An 18,019-nucleotide genomic window follows, 5' to 3' on the forward strand; every position below is an offset into this window, starting at 1 on the left:
GTTAACCGGCGTCGTTTGCCAGCACCCCTGCCAATAGTGCCGCCATTTTGAACTCTGCGCTGCGATGACGAACGCTGTGCTCAAATCGCGCCAGGTATTCGAGCAGTTTGATAATGTTCTGCCGCCTCGACCAGAAATCAGGCAGTTCGCTGCGCAGATAGTTGCGCCCCGTTTCAGGGCTTTCGTCGGTCACGGCAACGTGAATGGCGTAGAGCAAGTGGCGGAGCGTAGAAGCGGCGAAACCATCACCCGACATCTGGGCTGACGCGAATTCTGCTGCGGTCTTGACCCGCGTTTCATTGGCTTTGACGCTGCCGAGAAGTTCGGTGTAGTCGCGAATGCCGTAGTTCTTGGCGAGCTCCTGAAAGGCACCGGCCTTGTTTTCACCTTTCGATTCGAAGTCGAGGCCGCGCAGGTAATAGCGTTCCTCGGGTGAAATGGATTTCCAGAGCAGAATATCAAATGCTTCGGGAATGCGGATAGCCGCTGCCACGTTGCGGGCGTTCTCGATGATGCTTTCGAGAGGGCTCTTGGCATCTTTTGCTGAACGCGAGAGTTCGCGCTCTACGTTGAGGTCTTCGATCTGGCGGTAGCCAGTGATGATTCTGAGAGCAGCGGCATAGGCGGCGAGCTGGTAGTCGGTGTCAGAGAAGTTGGGTTCTTCTTTGTCTTCTATTCGTTCCATCGATTCGACTTGGGCTTTTACTTCTTGTTCAATGCGCGGCACCATTTCGTCGAGAAATGCAACTTCAGTGGATGTATTCTTGCGAAGGATAAGTAACACTGTGCCCTGTACATAGTTACCTTCTTTCAATGCGGACGTGGTCTCCGTTGCGATAGTCCAGGCAGAAGTCACCTGCAAGCCTGACGCCCAGAGTATAACCGCTAAGTCAGCCCAGACACCCGCATCTTGGTGCGTGAACATGACAACTTGCAGTCCATTGGCCGACATATGCTTAGCAAGGTTAGTGTATGCTTTTACCATAGAGCGACGGAAATCTTCACTGTTGCCCTTGATTGCTAAGTCGCGTCGCGAATCGACCACCCAGTCAGGAAAGACCTTCGTGAGTTTTCTTTCATACCAAGTCAGAAAGAACTCGGATAGCTCATGATAGTTGACGGCATCGGCATACGGTGGGTCCGTGAGCCACAGGTCGTTCGTTGTCCTTAACTCGATTGAATCGGTTGTCGCAACTTCAGAATGATTTTTGATTTGATTGAACTGGGTGTTTTGCTCGTTGATTACATTTCCAAGTATAGACAAATATCCCAGCAACCCTCGACATCCAAAGTTGTATTTTGTATTTAGGGCCTGATTAGTGAAAACTTGATCTGTTGTTTCTACGCCATATGATGGCACCCAACTAACCAATCGAGAATTCCTGTTTCCCGAAGTTGCAATCACTAATAGAAAGTAGATGTAAGGCAGTCTCTGACATCCATCGGATTCTTGCAAAAATGCCCCATTCGCAAGCAGTTGCCTTGGATTATACAAGTGATGCCAATGTGACCATCCACGATTCCTTATCGGTTCGTCGGTCTTCTCGCCAGGTTCGATCTTGCGAGATGGAATATGGCCGACCTTCTGCCAGTCAGAAAACCTTGCCTGAAGCAAAGACAAAACCTTCGCCTCGCGCTGTAAATCCGCATGATCGGGAGCAGTATAGTACCGGTACTCTTTTGAAACTGACTTCTTGATTAATTCTTGACACAGCTCACGGAAATGGTCGTTGTCGTCCTCAAGGGGGAGCGTTCCGGACGATGGTGCAGGGTCCGCAAGGGCATTGTCACGCCCCCTTCGTATATACATAGTATTAAGGCTCAGCTCTTTTTTACCCGTACGGGTTTCTGTCAGATAGAAAATGGCGCCATTGATACGCTTTTCGAAAATCAAAACTTCCAGACCGCGCTTGTTCTTTTCTGGCGATACCGAAACCTTGTCATAGTTTTCCAGCACATAGGGAATCAGCTCAAACGCCTCGTCCGTAACCGCGATCTGCCCGCGCTTTTCCTCATGGTCGGAGTCGCCATGGTCTTTGATGACCTTGCGTATGGCGTAGTTGTCTACTGAATAAGAATACCCGCTGAAATCGATGCCGGTTGCTTTTTTCAGATTCTTGACCTGCGCTTCGCTGATTTCATCCAATATCAATTTGTGTTCTTCATTATCCCGTTGCAGGCGGGCAAGCTTCACCAGCGTACGCACGCGCTCGTGTGCGGGCGGCACCACCCAGCGAATGCAGTAGAGCCGTTCCTGAAAGACATCGTCTGGGCGCGGTACGACATCCTCATTTTCCCAAAGCCTCAGCCCGCCCTGGTTCTCGCGGCGAATGATCGACATCGGTATCGGGTTCGGGTTTTTCGGATGAACGACATAGTTACTTTTAACAGTGCCTTCTTTCGCTGCTTTCATTTCCGCAGCCGAGGCATCCATTTTGATTTGAATGTCGTAGCGCTTTTTCTTTTCATCGGGTACGAGTATCGCAACGGTCTTAGTCTTTTCGCCGATGATCCATGACGGCGCCAGCGGTACCATCCAACCTGTCTCCGGGTCTTTGACTTCGACACAGTACAAGTAAGCATCGGCGCGATGGCCCTTGACGTTGTGCTCAATGCCCCATTCACAGATCTGCTGATCGACGGCATCATAGACTTCTTGCTGTGCTTTCTTGACTTGTTCGGCAACCTCAGGCCCACCACCAACAATGTGGATTGCAGCCCAGGTTAAAAGGGCAGCGACCGGGTTTAGGTCAGAGGCATAGACGTCACAGCCGAGGCGTGCCGCTTCAAACGGAATGCTACCGCCACCACAGAAGGCGTCACCGACTTTGGGGTTGTGGCCGAAACGACGTTGACCGAGTTCATGAATCAGCTCTTGCAGATTCCGTGCTTTCGTACCCAGATGAGCATTGATTTCTTTGAATGCTGCGGCGGATGGCCCTGCGATCTGCTCGGGCCTGACACAGTAATTCAGCTTCTCGTCATAGTACAGAGCGCTGAAAGCAATGCGCTCCAATGCACCTTTCACATGGTCGCCCGTTTCTTTCGAGAATTTAGCCCAACTGACACGTTCACCATCGACGTTGAAGTAATCCTGCCAAACCTTGGCCTGGTCTTTGCGGTCTGCTTCGAACATCGGCAACGTCAGGCCGTGATCGACTTTTTGCAGCGCCTTCAAAACTCGTACATGATGTTCTTCGTCGGTGAGTATTTCGTATATCGTCTTAGCCGGAAGTTTTCCTTCTTTTGCAAGGTAGCGCAGCCACAGACCTTCTTCGTCCATGGTCATAATCTTGAGGAAAATCTCGCGGTCTTTCTCGGGGTTGTCACTCGCAGGCATCAGCAACCCGACGATGGTAGCACGCACCAGAACCAAAGGTTTGCGCCCCCACCATTTGCCGAGGCCCGTGAGCGTCTGGCTGTAGTTGGCCATGCGCTCCTTGTAAGATTCTTTGGAAACTTTGGAGACAGGAAACTGCGTTTCTATGAAGGTTTTATCGGTCATCGTATCTTGTGTGTATGAGAAACGACGGTTTATTCCGTCGGGTTCTCGGTGAGGGCAAAGCGTACGGCCTTGCGCCAGCCGCGGTTGCGTCCTGAAACCGCCTGACCGGTAGCTGCGTTGGTCATCGTAAACAGCCACCAGCGCTCTTCAGGTTTGAGGCCTTGCCAGTTCTTGATTGCCGTGGGTATCTGGCCGGGGTCGGCATCTTCGATAGCCCAGCAGAGCAATAAGAGCTCTTTGCCAAATAGGCGAGGTAACACGTTAAAACCGGCCTTGAACTTCGAGCTTTTCAGACCAGCGCGTAGCAGGCGTTGATTGAATTCAAATCGAATCGGTTCTTCGATCATCTTCCACTTTTCGTATGGCAGAATGACTTTGAGTGCCTTATCCTGAACACCGACAGAATACTCAATACGCCGTCTCTCGGGTGACTCAAAATATTCGAAGTGTTCGCTGATATACACATGCGGGCCTTTCTTGTCTCCGAGATTCACCACAAAATGGTGCGCGGTCTCCTCGGGATGTAAGCCGAAACTCAGGTCATCGTGTGCAGCGGCCGCAGATTTCTTTTTCATTGTCTCACCTCGTGCGGTTCATAGCCCGGTAGATTCATTTCGCCAGCAAAGTGTTGAATGTCTCCACCCTGACGGTAGTGCATTTCACCGATCATAAGCCTGATACGGTACTCTGCCTGATTCTCCTCAATGAATGGCTTGCGCAGGTTGTCGATCAACTCACTCAGCTTTGTCGCGTCAAAGCGAATAATCTGCCCACCCGTTGAGTAACTCACGAATGTGTCAGCATGAGAAATGGCTTCGATGGCGACTTCAACCTGGCTGACAGATATCTGGTAGCGCCGCATCGATTCAATCAGTTGGTAGCATTTGTCTGTGCCGTCGAACTTATGCCTGCGAATGACGATGGCAGCCTTGCTCTCGTCGATTCGGGCACCTTTGCTCGCAGTAGGGTCAGCTTCGAATGAAAGTATTTGAGACTCAATGCCTTCTTTCGTGGCGATGGCCATAACCGTGCACTTCTTTTTGACTTCGAAGACTCCAGTGTATTCCCCACCGAGTTCACGTGGTGCCGAACCATCGGTCGTATAACGAATATCAGCATCGGGGATTGCCCGCAGAGTAACGAACACCTTGCCGTCTCGCGGCGTTGTATCGTATTTGAGCGCGATGGTGTTTTTCCAGATGCGCACAGGCCCTTGCGGGTGTTTGCCCGTTGAATCAACGCACAGGAATCGCACCTCCATGCGCGCAGTTTCAAAGTTTCCGTGGTCGTGTATCAATTCAGAGGCCGTCGTCGGGTCTGCTCCATAATCTACATAGACTTTGTCGCCATGTTGCGGTTCGACCCTCAATTTCACCGCGCCCGTTTCTTCGTCGCGCAGCACCTGGTTGATGATAACATCCGTTTTGGCTGCTTCAAAAGGACCAGTCTGAACGAACTTCCCGTTCTCGCGCCAGATTTTCTCGCGAACGAGTTTTGTTTTGAGTCGGTCTAAAGCATCGAGGCGATGCCATTGCCAAATCGGCTCACGAGCGGCACGCTTCTTGATCTCCGCCCATTCCATTTCCCGGGGTTCGTCTGCGGCTTTGCCAAACAAACGCTTTTCACATTTCTTGCGGAACGTGTCGCTTTCGGTGTCTGTCGTGAATTTCTGCTTGGCTTCGAGGGTTGCCTTGATCTGCTGTTCGCCGTTATAGTTGTTCGAGCTGAACTGCATGAAGAACTCTGCGTCCATCAGGCGATCGGCGCTCGGGTAATAGAGCTTCGTGAATGTTTCTCGCACGGCACTCCTGAAGCTGCTCGAGTAATGATCTCGCAGATCCAAGGCTTCGACATACTGTGGATCTTTTGCTGATATTTTATCTAACTCAAGCTCTTTGATTACATGGTCAATGGCTTTGACTTCTTTGGCCGTGTACAAGACCGAATCCATTGCAGCACGCTCGCCAGTGAGAAAAAGAACCCGGTTCTTGTAGATTTGATTCTGATAAAAAGAAAGCAGGTCTGGATGTAGGCCCGCACCTTTGTCGTTTGGTTGGTATACTGCCAGCAGAACCGAATCCACATCCAGGCTCAATACGTCGGGAGTTTCGAGAATGGACAGTTTTTGATACACATCTTTATCAACAGGCTTGAATAGTGCTTCGAGTTCGCTGCGTACTTGCTTTATCGCCTGATCGGGATTGTACGTAGAAACCAACGAATTGATTTTTGCAACAATATTCTGAACGTTCTTGAAGAGATAATTGCCCTGGCGGTCGAGGTGCAAATACCAACAGGTGGTTTTTAAAGCCGGCAGAACCTTGGTCTTGAGATCCCGAAGGTCTCGCCCTGGCTTGACCAAATAATACACAAGGTCTGATTGGTTGAGGCCCAGCACAGCATTCTGTACAGCAGCAAGCGACGATAACATGATCGTCTTGGTAGCTGATTGGTGAATGTCTGTCCTGAATTGTTGGTCGAGCTTTTCAGCTTCGGAACTCCCCTGAGACGCAATATCGTGGCTGATCGCATTCTTGAGAGTGCCGTTGATCTTGTTTATCTCCGTCACCGTATCTGAATCGTTCAGGTCAAAGGTATCGGGCGAGAGTAAATACACGCTTTCGTTTTTGCGGGATTCGCTATAGAGTGAGCGAACCTGTGTCCGCAACATGCGAATAAGACCGCGGGTCTGTTGAAAACCCGGATTCTCCTTGAACCGCGCGTAAAGGTCACGCACCGCCGGGTGAAAAGGGTATGATTGTTTGATATGACTGACAAGTTCTTCAGGAGAACTGTTGGTGATGTCCATCTGCTTGGCCGTCAGCAGTTCGGCTCCATACGCCTGAGCAACGGGAGAAACATCCGACTCCGAGGGCAACTTCTCAAACAGCTTGCTCTTCAGAATGTGATAAATCTCGTCGGAGTTTTGCCGTACCGGTTCAAGCTCCATCGCCGTGCGGTTGAGTTCATGGTCGAGATTCTTCAGCGGTCCGCTGGCGAGGGCAGCAGAACCACTCTCGTACGTAGCCTTAAGGTCAGACACCACGATCAAAACATTACTGAGTTCTTCTTTATTCGCGGCAACGACAAGGTTCGAGAGAGCGCTCGTGGTCACGACAGCCAGATTCGAATCTCCCACCGATACTGATGTCGCGTACTCCAGATATGGCGGAAGCTCATCGAGCAAGATAAGCAACGGTTCGCCCTTGAGTAGATTTACCCAACTGGTCTCGCCAGGTGCTTTCAGTACCCCGCGATAGTAATCCGCGAAGTCATCGAGCTTGCCGATCTGCTGTGCAATGCTTCCCCAAATTCCGTATTCACTGTCGCTTTCCCGGCCGCTGAACGATGCGACCCTGATTGCCGTTTTGACATTCGTCTTCAGGCCGATCTTTTTGCGTAAATCAGGATTCATGGCCAAGAGGGCCAATGCAATCATGTTGTGCGTTTTACCCCCACCCATTGCCTGGGTCAGCTTAACCACGCTTATGTTCGATTTTCCCTCAAAGCGCTCGAACGCGGTATCGAGCAAAGTTTTCATCCCGTCCGTGACGAAGTTCTCTGTGAAGAATTCCTCTGCATCGATCTTGCCTTGCGCCAAATCAGTCAGGTTGAGCGCATAGTCCTTGAATCGCGTTTCAAAGAGACTCTTTCTGGGTGAGCAGAGCTGCTGAACTGTCTTGAGAGATGGGGTTACTGCGGTTTTCGGCATTGTCGACGACATCTGTTGGACTCCTGGGAGGCTATTTGGCATACCTGAGACCGAGGGAGGCCTGTCAATTAAGTGGTTTAGCTTAATCTTCCCCTCAACGACGCTCATAGCCGAATGTTAAAGCAGCGTCCTTGTCATTACGATTTGAAATAACAAAGGCGTTGCTTGCTTATCTCAGGTTGCTATGAGAAATGACCGCAAAATGAGCAAGATTGACCAGAAAGCAAATTACACGATCGCCGAAATTGCTCGGTGGCCGACTGACGGAAATATCTCACTGCCCACTGTACAGCGCGGGTTCGTGTGGAAACCAGCACAGATTGAGAATCTTTGGGACTCATTGCTGCGCGGATATCCTGTGGGCGCTTTTGTGCTCTCGACCTACGGGAAAGACAATAAACTAGAAATGCTCGATGGACAGCAACGCGCCACAGCTATTTGCCTGGGTCTGGGGCAGAGTACTTTCCGATCTTCAGAAGAAAAGTTCAAGATATTTATCGACCTGATTCCACCTACAGGTGACGACAGTCGGAAATACCGCTTTCGTGTCATAACACGTTCACATCCATGGGGGTACCAGCGGGGAGACAATGCTAAAACCCTATCGGCAGACCGCATCAGAAAGGCCATGCTTGAATATGGAGTGGATGACTATCTTGCGGCAGGTTCATTGGATGACTTTTACCCAGCCGATGCAGATCTACCAATACCTTTTAGTTTCTTCATAGATGCCAATGGATCTGTTCAGAGTTCAGAAACCATTATCGCCCAGGTTCGTATGTGGAAACACTGGTCAAAGATAGAAGCCAAGTGGAATGCGCAGGGGAAGCCTAAAACTGCAGCGTCTATTCTGCCAGATCGAATTGCGGCCATACGAGAATCCTGCTTGCTCATGTTAGATAAAGATCATGGTCAAAAAATCCCGGCTCTATACCTTGATTTTGAAAGAATCAGAACTGTGGCTGCCGCTGACGAGGATGCCTTAGAGACCAGCGCACTTTCGGACCAAGAACAGGAAGAGCAGGAAGAATCAAACGATGAGATTGAAAACCTTTTCGTAAGGCTCAATGCAGGCGGGACACCTTTGCAGGGTGAAGAATTAAATTATTCCATTTTGAAGGCACACATTCCTCGGCCCCTTCAAGATGCTATCGAAAAGTCGTGCGTGGGCTTGGTAAGCCCTGCTCGATTCGTTACGATTGCTTACAGACTTTATCAGCAGGCAAACAAAGCAACTGGACGCGACGCAATATCGCTAAAGATCAAGCCGAAACAATTCCAGAAGGCTATGCTCGAGGACAAGTATGGCAAGGAGAAAGGAGAGGCCGGAATTTCGAAATTTGAACTCTTCTTGCGAACGATAGTCGAAGAGAAGGCCTATGAAGGAAAAACCTTTCTCCAGTACGTTCGACATTTACTGAGCTACTCACGGAAAAGTCTGCCATTTGGTTTTCCGCATCTAGTTGTGACCAGTTTCGGTGAGTCTGCTCCAGAAGTACTGTTTATCTTCATGTATAGACTGCTGATCCATAAGGACACAATCAAATCTGGAAGTGATTTGCATCGGCGGACGCTTGGCCTGTTAACTTTACTCTCATGGTTGGGCAAAGGCCAGAAACAACGAAATCACGCAAAGGTACTCCGCAACATTTGGCCCTGCGCGGCCACTCTGCCGACTGAAAAGTTTTGGTCGGCTATTACTGTTGCCAGGGCGCGCCTGCAGAATATACTCATGAGATTTCCGTCACTCAATGAAAAGGCAGCAAAGGAAATGCTGCAGATTCTTAGGAACCCACCTCAGGCAAGAACCTCTGTATGGAATCGCCTGCAAGAAGCAGACAATGACTGCCATGATTTTTTCTATGAGATTCTGCGCAATAAAATGGTTCTCTTGTATGCCCAAAGGGAGTTTCTCGCCAATTTTTTCCGGGAAGCGCATTTCCAGTTGGATGACACGAGTGTCCCGTTTGACTGGGATCACATCTCTCCGTTATCGTATGTACATAATAAGCACAATATCGCTGAACCACTGCGCAGTTTCTACGCCACCAATGGTAATTTCCGAGCATGGCCTTACTCGCTGAATAGAATGGATCAAAACGTACCGCCGTCGTATAAACTTGATCCGCTATCAAATAATAGTATTGCAAAAAATGATTTGGCAGCCGCTTCTAAACCCTGGGAGGATTTCGTCTTGAAGCACAAACACATGATTTCGGATATTCAAGAATTATCTCCGCGACTGTTAGAGTGGAGTTTCTGCGGAAAACAATGGTTAAGCCTCGATGACTGGGATTTAAAGACCAACTGGAGACCGACGTATGCGGCGATTATTGAGAGGAATATTGGCATTTGCAGAGAATGGTACGATCAGCTCAAGATTGAAGCCTTGATCCCAAAATCCGAACCATTCTCAGTAGAGACCGTGTTGGATTTAAATGTAATAGTTTTTACTTTATCTGACACTCTCTTAACAAAAAGGAGTGTTTATGACGACAGAACAGAAAATTATCAAGAACAAGGTTGGTCTGCTGAAACTGGCAGAGCAGCTGGGCAGCGTATCGAAAGCTTGCAAGGTTTTCGGTTACTCAAGAGACAGTTTCTACCGGTTTAAGGAGCTTTACGACAAGGGTGGCGAGCTCGCATTGCAGGAGATCAGCCGCAGGAAGCCTTTGCTGAAAAATCGTGTAGCTCCAGAGGTCGAGGAAGCGGTACGGGAAATTGCATTTCAATACCCCGCGTACGGTCAGGTTCGGGCGTCCAACGAGTTGCGCAAGATAGGTATCATCATCTCCCCTTTTGGCGTGCGCGGCGTTTGGCTGCGCCATGATCTTGCGACGTTTAAAAAACGGCTGAAATACCTTGAAGCGCGAATGGCTCAGGAAAAGGGGATCTTTACCGAGGCACAATTGGTTGCGCTCGAACGCGCAAAAGATGAGAAGGAAAGTCACGGTGAAATTGAAACGGAGCACCCTGGTTATTTGGGGTCACAAGACACGTTTTACGTGGGAAATATGAAGGGTGTGGGTAAAATTTATCAGCAGACCTTCATCGACACGTATTCGAAAGTCGCTTTTGCGAAACTCTATGATCGCAAGAATTCTCTGGTTTCAGCCGATATGCTTAACGACAGAGTCATCCCGTTTTTTGACGAGCATGAGATTCCGCTGTTGCGCGTTCTGACCGATCGTGGCAGCGAGTACTGTGGCAACCGGGAAGAGCACGATTATCAGCTGTATCTGGCCTTGGAGAATATCGACCACACAAAAACCAAGGCCAAGAGCCCGCAGACGAACGGCATTTGTGAGCGCTTTCACCGGACTATATTGAATGAGTTTTACAATGTTGCATTCAGAAAGAAGGTTTACACTTCTTTGGAGCAATTGCAGGCAGACCTTGATGAGTGGATTTACGATTACAACACGCAGCGCACTCATCAGGGGAAATATTGCTTCGGCAAAACGCCTCTGGCAACATTCAAAGACTCGCTCAGTATAGCGAAAGACAAAATGCTGGATTTGAAATTACAGACAGCATGAAAATGGGTGTGTCAGGTCAAGTTCAGACTTTTACAATTTAAAGCATTGGGCAGATGGTACAGCCAAGAATCATCCTGCATCCAACCTCTACACCCCTAATGACAGTGCATTCTTTGTTTCAAACCTCAGTGTAATTCCAGGTTATGATGTCAGGTTCTTCGTCATTTGGCCTCACGGGAATGAAACTTTTCTAGAGGAAGACAGCATAGAATTCGGCTTTATTGAGGTGAACCAGAAAGGCTTTATGAAGCGCATCAAAATACCTGATTCGTCGCGCTCAATGTATCAAACCGATTTACCAACTTGGATTTGGAGCAATTTCACTCTCGTCTCAACAGAACGAGACTCTATTTTGGGCTTAATCTCAGATATTTCCGATTGGATTGCTAAATGTCCGAACAGGGAACTACAAGTCAGCCTTCCGATGCTTCAGGGCCTAGTCGCCGCGCCTTTCAGGTCGAAAGGCAGAGCCACGGCGAGCAAAGTCTGAAAGTTGCGGCTTGATAAAAAATCAGCCTTTAGCCCGGCTATCTGCTCTTTTTCCATGGGGCATGCTTATATTGCACGCATGCGCTTCAATGCACGGCCCCGGACGTTCGCACCTGTTCGTGAGTCTTTACCGGAAACTATGGTCCCAAAGGGCATAACTGTATACCCGAATCCCCAAAGCACACCCATAGAGGGTGTTCCAGCCGACAACCAATCTTACTTCGCCAATTACACATTTCAGATATTGCTAAGCCTGTACCCAAAATTCTGCCCGACTCACAATCAGCCCCTGACCAAGTCCATATCGACCAGAGTATATGCGATTCGCTGCTCACACCCTGAATGCCAGTACCAGCAATCCCGATTCAGCCATACCCCGTTACACCACTTCAAGCTTCCAATCTGGATGTTCGGCTGGGCCCTGCACGAATCCATTGCCCGATATCCCCAAGTCCTGTCCGCTACCGAAATGGAGCGCCGACTCGGCATCTCCAAGAACTCCGCTCTGCTGCTAAAACGTCGACTCCAGTTATTCGCCTCCGACCAGATGGAGAAGATCAAAACCCTGATGCAGGCAGAGCTAACCGAAAAGTTCCCCGAAACCAAACTCCCACCCACAGCCGGGGATCAACACGTCTCGACCGTAATCGGCGACCGAGCAGTTCCCCAGGCCGATTCCTGTGTCCTGTACTCCGCCTCTCAGCGTGCCAACCAGGGACGCAAGCGGCACAAGCACACGGGGCAAACAGCTTCGATCTACCTCTCCGACAAACTGGGCGGAGCACAACGCGGGACTCTCGTCCACACCCTGTCATGGAAGAACGGCCCGGTCATCTACGACTCAATCCCCAACAACCAAGCTCAGACACTCCGACCACTCCTGGACAAATATATCCCGAAAAACGTGCCTTTATTCACTGATGAAGGTTACAAGTTTTACTTCCGAATCAACCAAAACCATCGGATGGTGAACCACAACCGAAAGTCATCCGACCCCAGATACAAATGGGCAAAGAACCGCTGGAGCATCAACGGCATCCACAACCAGGTCGCCGAAGGAAACCACCGCAACCTGAAATACCACTTCACCGCCGGGTACTCGTACATCCGACCGGAGTTCTCTCAACTCTACTTAAATGAATACGCATTCTGGAAATCCCTGAAATACTACGGATGGTCAAAGCTCATCGATCCCCGGCTAAAGTCCCACCTGCCAAAAGACCTCGAAGCTCAAAGCCCCTCGACCAGGGCCACAGGTTCAAGCACTAAGCCCGGAACTAAAAGTTCCCCCCTGTCTACACTTACTACAGATTTCCCTATCCAACTTCAGTATCCCAAACCCATGAAGAAGTATGTTCGAAGAACATCTACCGCGAGCAGAAAGCAAAAACCATCCAGCACGGAGTTATCCGCCAACAACCAAACAGGAAATATTCCAAAAAAGGTTGAATTATTCCAATTCGGGTGTATTAACCCTGTGTCAGGGGTGCGTCCCGACAAGAACGCGATCAAAGATCGCTCAGTGTCCCCGAATCCTGCATTTCGCACAAATTTCTCCGAAACCGCGGGGGTGTCGGATTGTGCTGTCGATGCGAGCGAGGCTCCTCCAAGTCTAAGTTTGGGGAAGGTGAGGAGAAAATTTTGCGAAACGGACGGATCCGAATCCACAAAGTCAGCCTATAAGGGCTATTCCCTCTGCCAACCAATCTTACCACGCGAACTATGCGTATCAGGTATTGCTACTCCTGTACCCCAAGTTCTGCCCGACCCACAATCAGCCCCTGACAAAGTCCATTTCCACCAGGGCATACTCTATTCGTTGTTCACACCCAGACTGTCAGCACCAGCAATCACGCTTCAGCCACACCCCCCTGCACCATTTCAAACTCCCCATCTGGATGTTTGGCTGGGCCCTGCACGAATCCATTGCGCGATATCCCCAAGTTTTGTCCGCTTCTGAAATAGAGCGCCGGCTCGGTATCTCAAAGAACTCCGCCCTGCTCCTAAAACGCAGGCTTCAACTATTCGCCTCCGACCAGATGGAGAAAGTTAAATCTCTGATGCAAAGAGAGCTAACCGAAAAGTTTCCTGACTCCGCCTCCGGCGAAACCAAACTACCACCCACCGCAGGCGATCAACACGTCTCTACCGTTCTCGGCGACCGACCTGTTCCCCAAGCCGACTCTTGTGTCCTGTACTCAGCCTCCCAACGCGCAAACCAGGGACGTAAGCGGCACAAGCACACCGGTCAGACAGCATCCATCTACCTTGCAAACAAACTCGGCGGAAAACAAGTCGGGACACTCGTCCACACCCTGTCCTGGAAAGGCGGTCCTATCATATACGACTCAATCCCCAACAACCAGGCTCAAACACTCCGACCCTTATTAGACAAGTATATACCAAAGAACGTGCCCCTGTTCACCGACGAAGGCTACAAGTTCTACTACCGAATCAATCGAAACCACCGGATGGTGAATCACAACAGAAAGTCCGCAGACCCCCGTTACAAATGGGCACGTAATCGTTGGTCAATCAACGGGATCCACAACCAGGTCGCCGAAGGCAACCACCGAAACCTGAAGTACCACTTCACCGCAGGTTACTCATACATCCGACCAGAGTTCAGTCAGCTGTACCTGAACGAATACGCCTTCTGGAAGAGCTTAAAGTATTACGGCTGGAGTAAGCTCATAGACCAGAGATTAAGAGACCACTTAGAAAACAGCCAGACTCAAAGGTCGGCACAAGAACAGGTAGAGCAAAGCTCCCGCAGCGCAACCGGAACCAAAGGTTCCTGCGGTTCTACCGCAACTACACTTACTTCAGATTTCCCTGTCCAGCTTCAGTACCCCAGACCCATGAAGCCATACGTTCGAAGAACACCCAACGCTAAACGCAAAGATAACACAGCCAGGAACGAAGCTCGAATTCCACAGGAGTCGACCCAAGAATATTCACCCCAGAAGACAAAAACTCAAAACTTTGTTGACAACTTCAAAAATCCCGAATCGTCTATAGATTCCCGACGAGCGTTAAATCTTCCTTCTTCCAATGCGATAGCATCCCAAGATGCAATCGCATTCCCCTCAAGAGAACAAAACAAATACGTTCTCTCTTCCCCGATTGCAGTTTCTGCAAACCTGTCTTCAGGATCTTCTCTTTCTAAGGTCACTGGTTCGAATCCTGCATTTCGCATTATCGAAAGTGAGCAAGTCCCAACATCGGCAACCGGATCTGACAGCTTCGCTGTCAGCCCGGACCCGACAAGTTTGGGGTTTGTGAGCTTGAGATATCCCCTGAAGAATTGGCTACAAGTGCGCCTGCAATCCCTGCAATACAAACCGCCTACACTCGAAGAAAGAAAATCTTGGGGCACCCAGGGGGAGGAAGGCTTATCCGCCGGCGAGCTCTCCACCCTCCTGTCTCCCCAACAACTCACCGATCACGAAACCGCGAAGCGAGATTACGAATCATTCCTAGACCGACAGACAAAATCAGACAAGGCTTCGCAGAAGCTCTACGAGTATTACGCCGCCCGCCTATGGGAGTTCCTCGACGAAGGCGAATGGAGCGATCTTGACTCCGTGATCGACACAGCCAACATCCCGCGTGCCAAGGCCTACCGGATCATCCGGCTTTGGGCCCTGCGCGGATTCGCCTCCGTCGTCGATCGCAGCCACCCTGACGGGTACAACTTCAAATTTATCTACGATTTGAAGAGGACTTTCCCATTCCTGCCCAACATCCGGTACGTCCTGCGCCGCTCCGAGTTCGCCAACTTCCACGCCCTGTACGAACAAAAAGTCCAGCGCCACTACGTTCAGCGCAAATCCAAGGAGAAGTACCAATGACCCCGGAGCCCTGCCGCCGCTCGTTTTCATTCTTCTTCCTCTCCGGACACATTGGACGCATTTTTTCATGCTTTTCAGGTTCCATCGTCAGGCAGGTGATATCTGAAATCCCCGCTAACGATGCTCTCTTGCCAGCCGTATCAGCTCCCAAAGTTAACCGTATCTCACTCAGACCCGGAATCCTTGAACAAAAAGCCATCCAACTGGATGCAGGAGATTAAATGAATACACAAGTCCAAGAGAAGTCTCAAGTCAAAAATCGACCAGCGACAACAGTCGAATTCGAACGTTGGTACATGCGGAGCGATACCCCGTTTCAAAACGGCACCCTTGAGTTCAAAACACGCCAGTTTTCAACGAGCCCGGGACATTTGCCCCTGTCCGGCAATTATCGAGAAAACTCTCGGGGGCTTTACGAAAACCTGGAATTTCTTGAATTCCTTCACTCAACCATTACCCAAGTGGAGCCCGACGGTGCTCACGTCTCCGATCCCGATGACTGTCTGCGAGCCCTGCAACGTGCCCTTGGCGGTGCACTATTTCTCCCCAACCCATACCCAGCAGTCATTAGCATCGCCGGCAATACCCCAAGGTTCTTGCTCATGGAGGTCTTGAAGCGTTCACTCGGCGACCGGGTGGTTCATCTCAGCTCCCAAGATCTCGATCAAATCACAAGTCTGACTCGGAACGGGCTCTGGCGTTTAACGAATGCACGCTTGCTGCTCATTGATATTCCCCGGCGCGTGACGGATCAAGAAAAAGAAATACTGATCAGCCTGCTTTATCGGACATCCGTTTCTACCGGCATGCAGTACGATCCCTTTATGCGTCCATTTTCAGCCATACCAGTACTCTTCACCCCCGACGAGACCTGTTCAGACCCGACAGGTATTTCCGACGACCAAACCTCAGTCCAGACATTCATGCTCCGCGATGAAGGCCGCACGAGTCTCTGCCTGCATCAACACTTAAACGCGGCTATCGCACAGGATCAAATCGATCTATTCCTGTGCTGGCTGCTCGACGGTGCCTACCTGGAAGATGAGTTCCGGAAAGAACCCGAAAACAGGCTACTCTCAATCCCAGAACTCAGCTGATCATCATCGGGGCGGCCTCGCGCCGCCCTTCTTTTGCCAAGCTCCCGGTTCTTTCATTTACCAGAAAATTCTCTCACCCGCACCGGCATCATTTTTCATGTTAATGTTTCATTTCACTATGGAATCAAAACCAACATATAAATTCACCGCCAAGGATTTCTATTCTCTCCTTGAAAGACAGAACTACCGCTGCGCCCTGTCCGGCCGCGAGCTTACGCCTGAAAACACAGACGCCGAACATATCTTGCCTCTCGACTCAGGGGGGTCCCACACTCCTCAGAATATTTATCTCATTGTGCGTGATGCCGCTCGTCTCAAACGCCATCTGACCGAAGCGCAGGTCATCGATCTTTGCTTCGACATCCTTAAAACAAGAGGGCCAGCCTTTGGCATCACAGTCACGAAAGTTTCCTGAGACCCGCGCCTGGGGCATCTGCAATAACTTTAACCAGCGCATTATCCGAGTTCAGGCCGTGCGGCGAAAGCGGGCGAGGCAAGAGCCCGTGCGCCAATTCACGACATGGAATCTAACCAGCCGCCGCCTGTATCGATACTTCTTTTACAAAATCCATGAAGTCCCACCCTCCACTCGAATACGCGCAAAGCGTTCACCCTGGACACTCCGGATTCAAGGACTAATCCGCGAGCTGCGCCGCCGAAATGGTGATTATCGTCGCCGTTGGCAACGTCGGATATTTCAAGTTCTGGAGCTTTGGTCTCGCTCTGCAAAGACCCTAAGACAAAAAAGAGACGACGCATGGCAAACCCGTATGCAAATCCTTATCTCGGCAAACTACTGGCTTCGGCGCCAAGGCACAAAGCCAGCTGGCCCGCAAACCTGGACAAACGTACTTTGGAGGGCGGCGCATCTGAAGCAGCGTAAATCAGAGAAAGCACCTGAATCCGCATGGCAAGTCAGGCTTCGCATCATCGCAGCAACGCGGTTTCGTACTCGCACCCAGGGCTGGAATCGCACACATAATCGAATTGTGCAGAGCTTTAATTCAAATCTCAAGCGCGCAAAATAATTTTTGACATTTTGGGCCTCGCTAGTTATTTTTGCCTTACTTCAGCGGAGAATTAGATACTCTGCTGCCTTTGCTTGGGCCTCAGCCCATCCATGGGTACCTGATGACGCTTGAAAAAGCGTGTTGAGCCTGCTGTTGTTGAGTCCCGAGGCGCCACTAATGCCACACTCAACACCAGGCTCCCGGGAGCCTCATGGAGTCAGCAAATTCAGTTCACGAAAAGCATCATCTTCGGGATTTTAAGGCACTTCACCTTCGGGCAAAGCAACTGCGACGGAAAGGATATTCAAAAACAGAGATTGCGAAAGTTCTGGCTGTTAGCCGGATAACGATCTGCCGGTGGCTCCCGCCACGGGGTACACACCGCCGCAGAACTGCACCGCGCTCCAAAGGTAGGCCTCCAATCATTACGCATGACCTGTTAATCTATCTGGAGCAGATGCGTCAGAATGATCCAGACACCATTAGAGAAACGTGGGACGAGATACCGGCTGACTGGGTAATCAGTACTGTAAAGCGATACTGTCACAAGAAAATCAGTCGTGAATCCGTTAGAAGAATTCGGTTACATTTCCAACATAGAAATCCAGAGAAGAGTGCATCTGCATTCTCCGAGCTCCGGGAAAGTCCGATGTAACAATTTTTGTGCAAAACTCGCCAAATCTCTTCGGGCTGTAGAGGCTACATAGAGGAAACTGGCCGGGTTGGAGCACTTTTTTTAGTCATCGATTCTGCACCGCAGAAACATTGCTTTCATGCTTGGAACGCGATAGAGCGACCAGATGCATAAAGGAG

Annotated in this window: 10 protein-coding genes; 6 read left to right on the plus strand and 4 right to left on the minus strand. The window is 50.2% G+C overall.

The window, feature by feature from the left end; all coding sequences use genetic code 11:
• Position 1: 1 nt before the first annotated feature.
• From TURPA_RS17940 to TURPA_RS17950, 3 genes are read right to left on the minus strand one after another with little or no spacing between them, the layout of a single operon-like run.
• The gene (locus tag TURPA_RS17940; RefSeq protein WP_014804680.1) at positions 2-3,505 is read right to left on the minus strand and encodes a DUF1156 domain-containing protein; all 3,504 of its coding nucleotides are present in this window, start codon (positions 3,503-3,505) and stop codon (positions 2-4) included.
• 29 nt (positions 3,506-3,534) lie between these two features.
• A complete protein-coding gene (locus TURPA_RS17945; RefSeq protein WP_014804681.1) occupies positions 3,535-4,080 on the minus strand; it encodes a DUF3780 domain-containing protein in 546 nt (181 codons plus the stop codon).
• Positions 4,077-7,217 carry a DUF499 domain-containing protein gene (locus tag TURPA_RS17950; protein ID WP_041948680.1) on the minus strand — a complete coding sequence of 1,047 codons (3,141 nt, stop codon included), beginning with the start codon at positions 7,215-7,217 and terminating at the stop codon, positions 4,077-4,079. Before TURPA_RS17950 ends, TURPA_RS17945 begins: the two co-directional genes overlap by 4 nt.
• 184 nt (positions 7,218-7,401) lie before the next feature.
• Here TURPA_RS17950 and TURPA_RS24065 point away from each other — a divergent pair, with 184 nt between their 5' ends.
• From TURPA_RS24065 to TURPA_RS17975, 6 genes are all read left to right on the plus strand, one after another.
• Positions 7,402-9,831, plus strand: coding sequence for a DUF262 domain-containing protein (locus TURPA_RS24065; RefSeq protein WP_086014113.1), 2,430 nt, complete (start codon positions 7,402-7,404; stop codon positions 9,829-9,831).
• A complete protein-coding gene (locus TURPA_RS17955) occupies positions 9,767-10,756 on the plus strand; it encodes an IS481 family transposase (RefSeq protein ID WP_245536841.1) in 990 nt (329 codons plus the stop codon). Before TURPA_RS24065 ends, TURPA_RS17955 begins: the two co-directional genes overlap by 65 nt.
• A gap of 958 nt (positions 10,757-11,714) precedes the next feature.
• On the plus strand, positions 11,715-13,205 hold the full coding sequence (locus TURPA_RS22250; protein ID WP_157210581.1) for a transposase: 1,491 nt from the start codon (positions 11,715-11,717) through the stop codon (positions 13,203-13,205).
• On the plus strand, positions 13,192-15,099 hold the full coding sequence (locus tag TURPA_RS22255) for a transposase (RefSeq protein ID WP_157210582.1): 1,908 nt from the start codon (positions 13,192-13,194) through the stop codon (positions 15,097-15,099). The genes TURPA_RS22250 and TURPA_RS22255 overlap by 14 nt, the downstream gene beginning before the upstream one ends.
• Positions 15,100-15,320: 221 nt before the next feature.
• Entirely contained in the window at positions 15,321-16,196 is an 876-nt protein-coding gene (locus tag TURPA_RS17970; protein WP_014804686.1) for a hypothetical protein, read from the plus strand.
• 118 nt (positions 16,197-16,314) lie between these two features.
• Positions 16,315-16,611, plus strand: coding sequence for an HNH endonuclease (locus TURPA_RS17975; RefSeq protein WP_041949541.1), 297 nt, complete (start codon positions 16,315-16,317; stop codon positions 16,609-16,611).
• Between the two features lie 98 nt (positions 16,612-16,709).
• On the opposite strand, the gene TURPA_RS17980 is transcribed toward TURPA_RS17975, so the two are convergent.
• Entirely contained in the window at positions 16,710-16,955 is a 246-nt protein-coding gene (locus TURPA_RS17980; RefSeq protein ID WP_041948681.1) for a hypothetical protein, read from the minus strand.
• Positions 16,956-18,019: the final 1,064 nt, after the last annotated feature.

It is taken from the genome of Turneriella parva DSM 21527 (genome assembly GCF_000266885.1).
Classification (GTDB): domain Bacteria; phylum Spirochaetota; class Leptospiria; order Turneriellales; family Turneriellaceae; genus Turneriella; species Turneriella parva.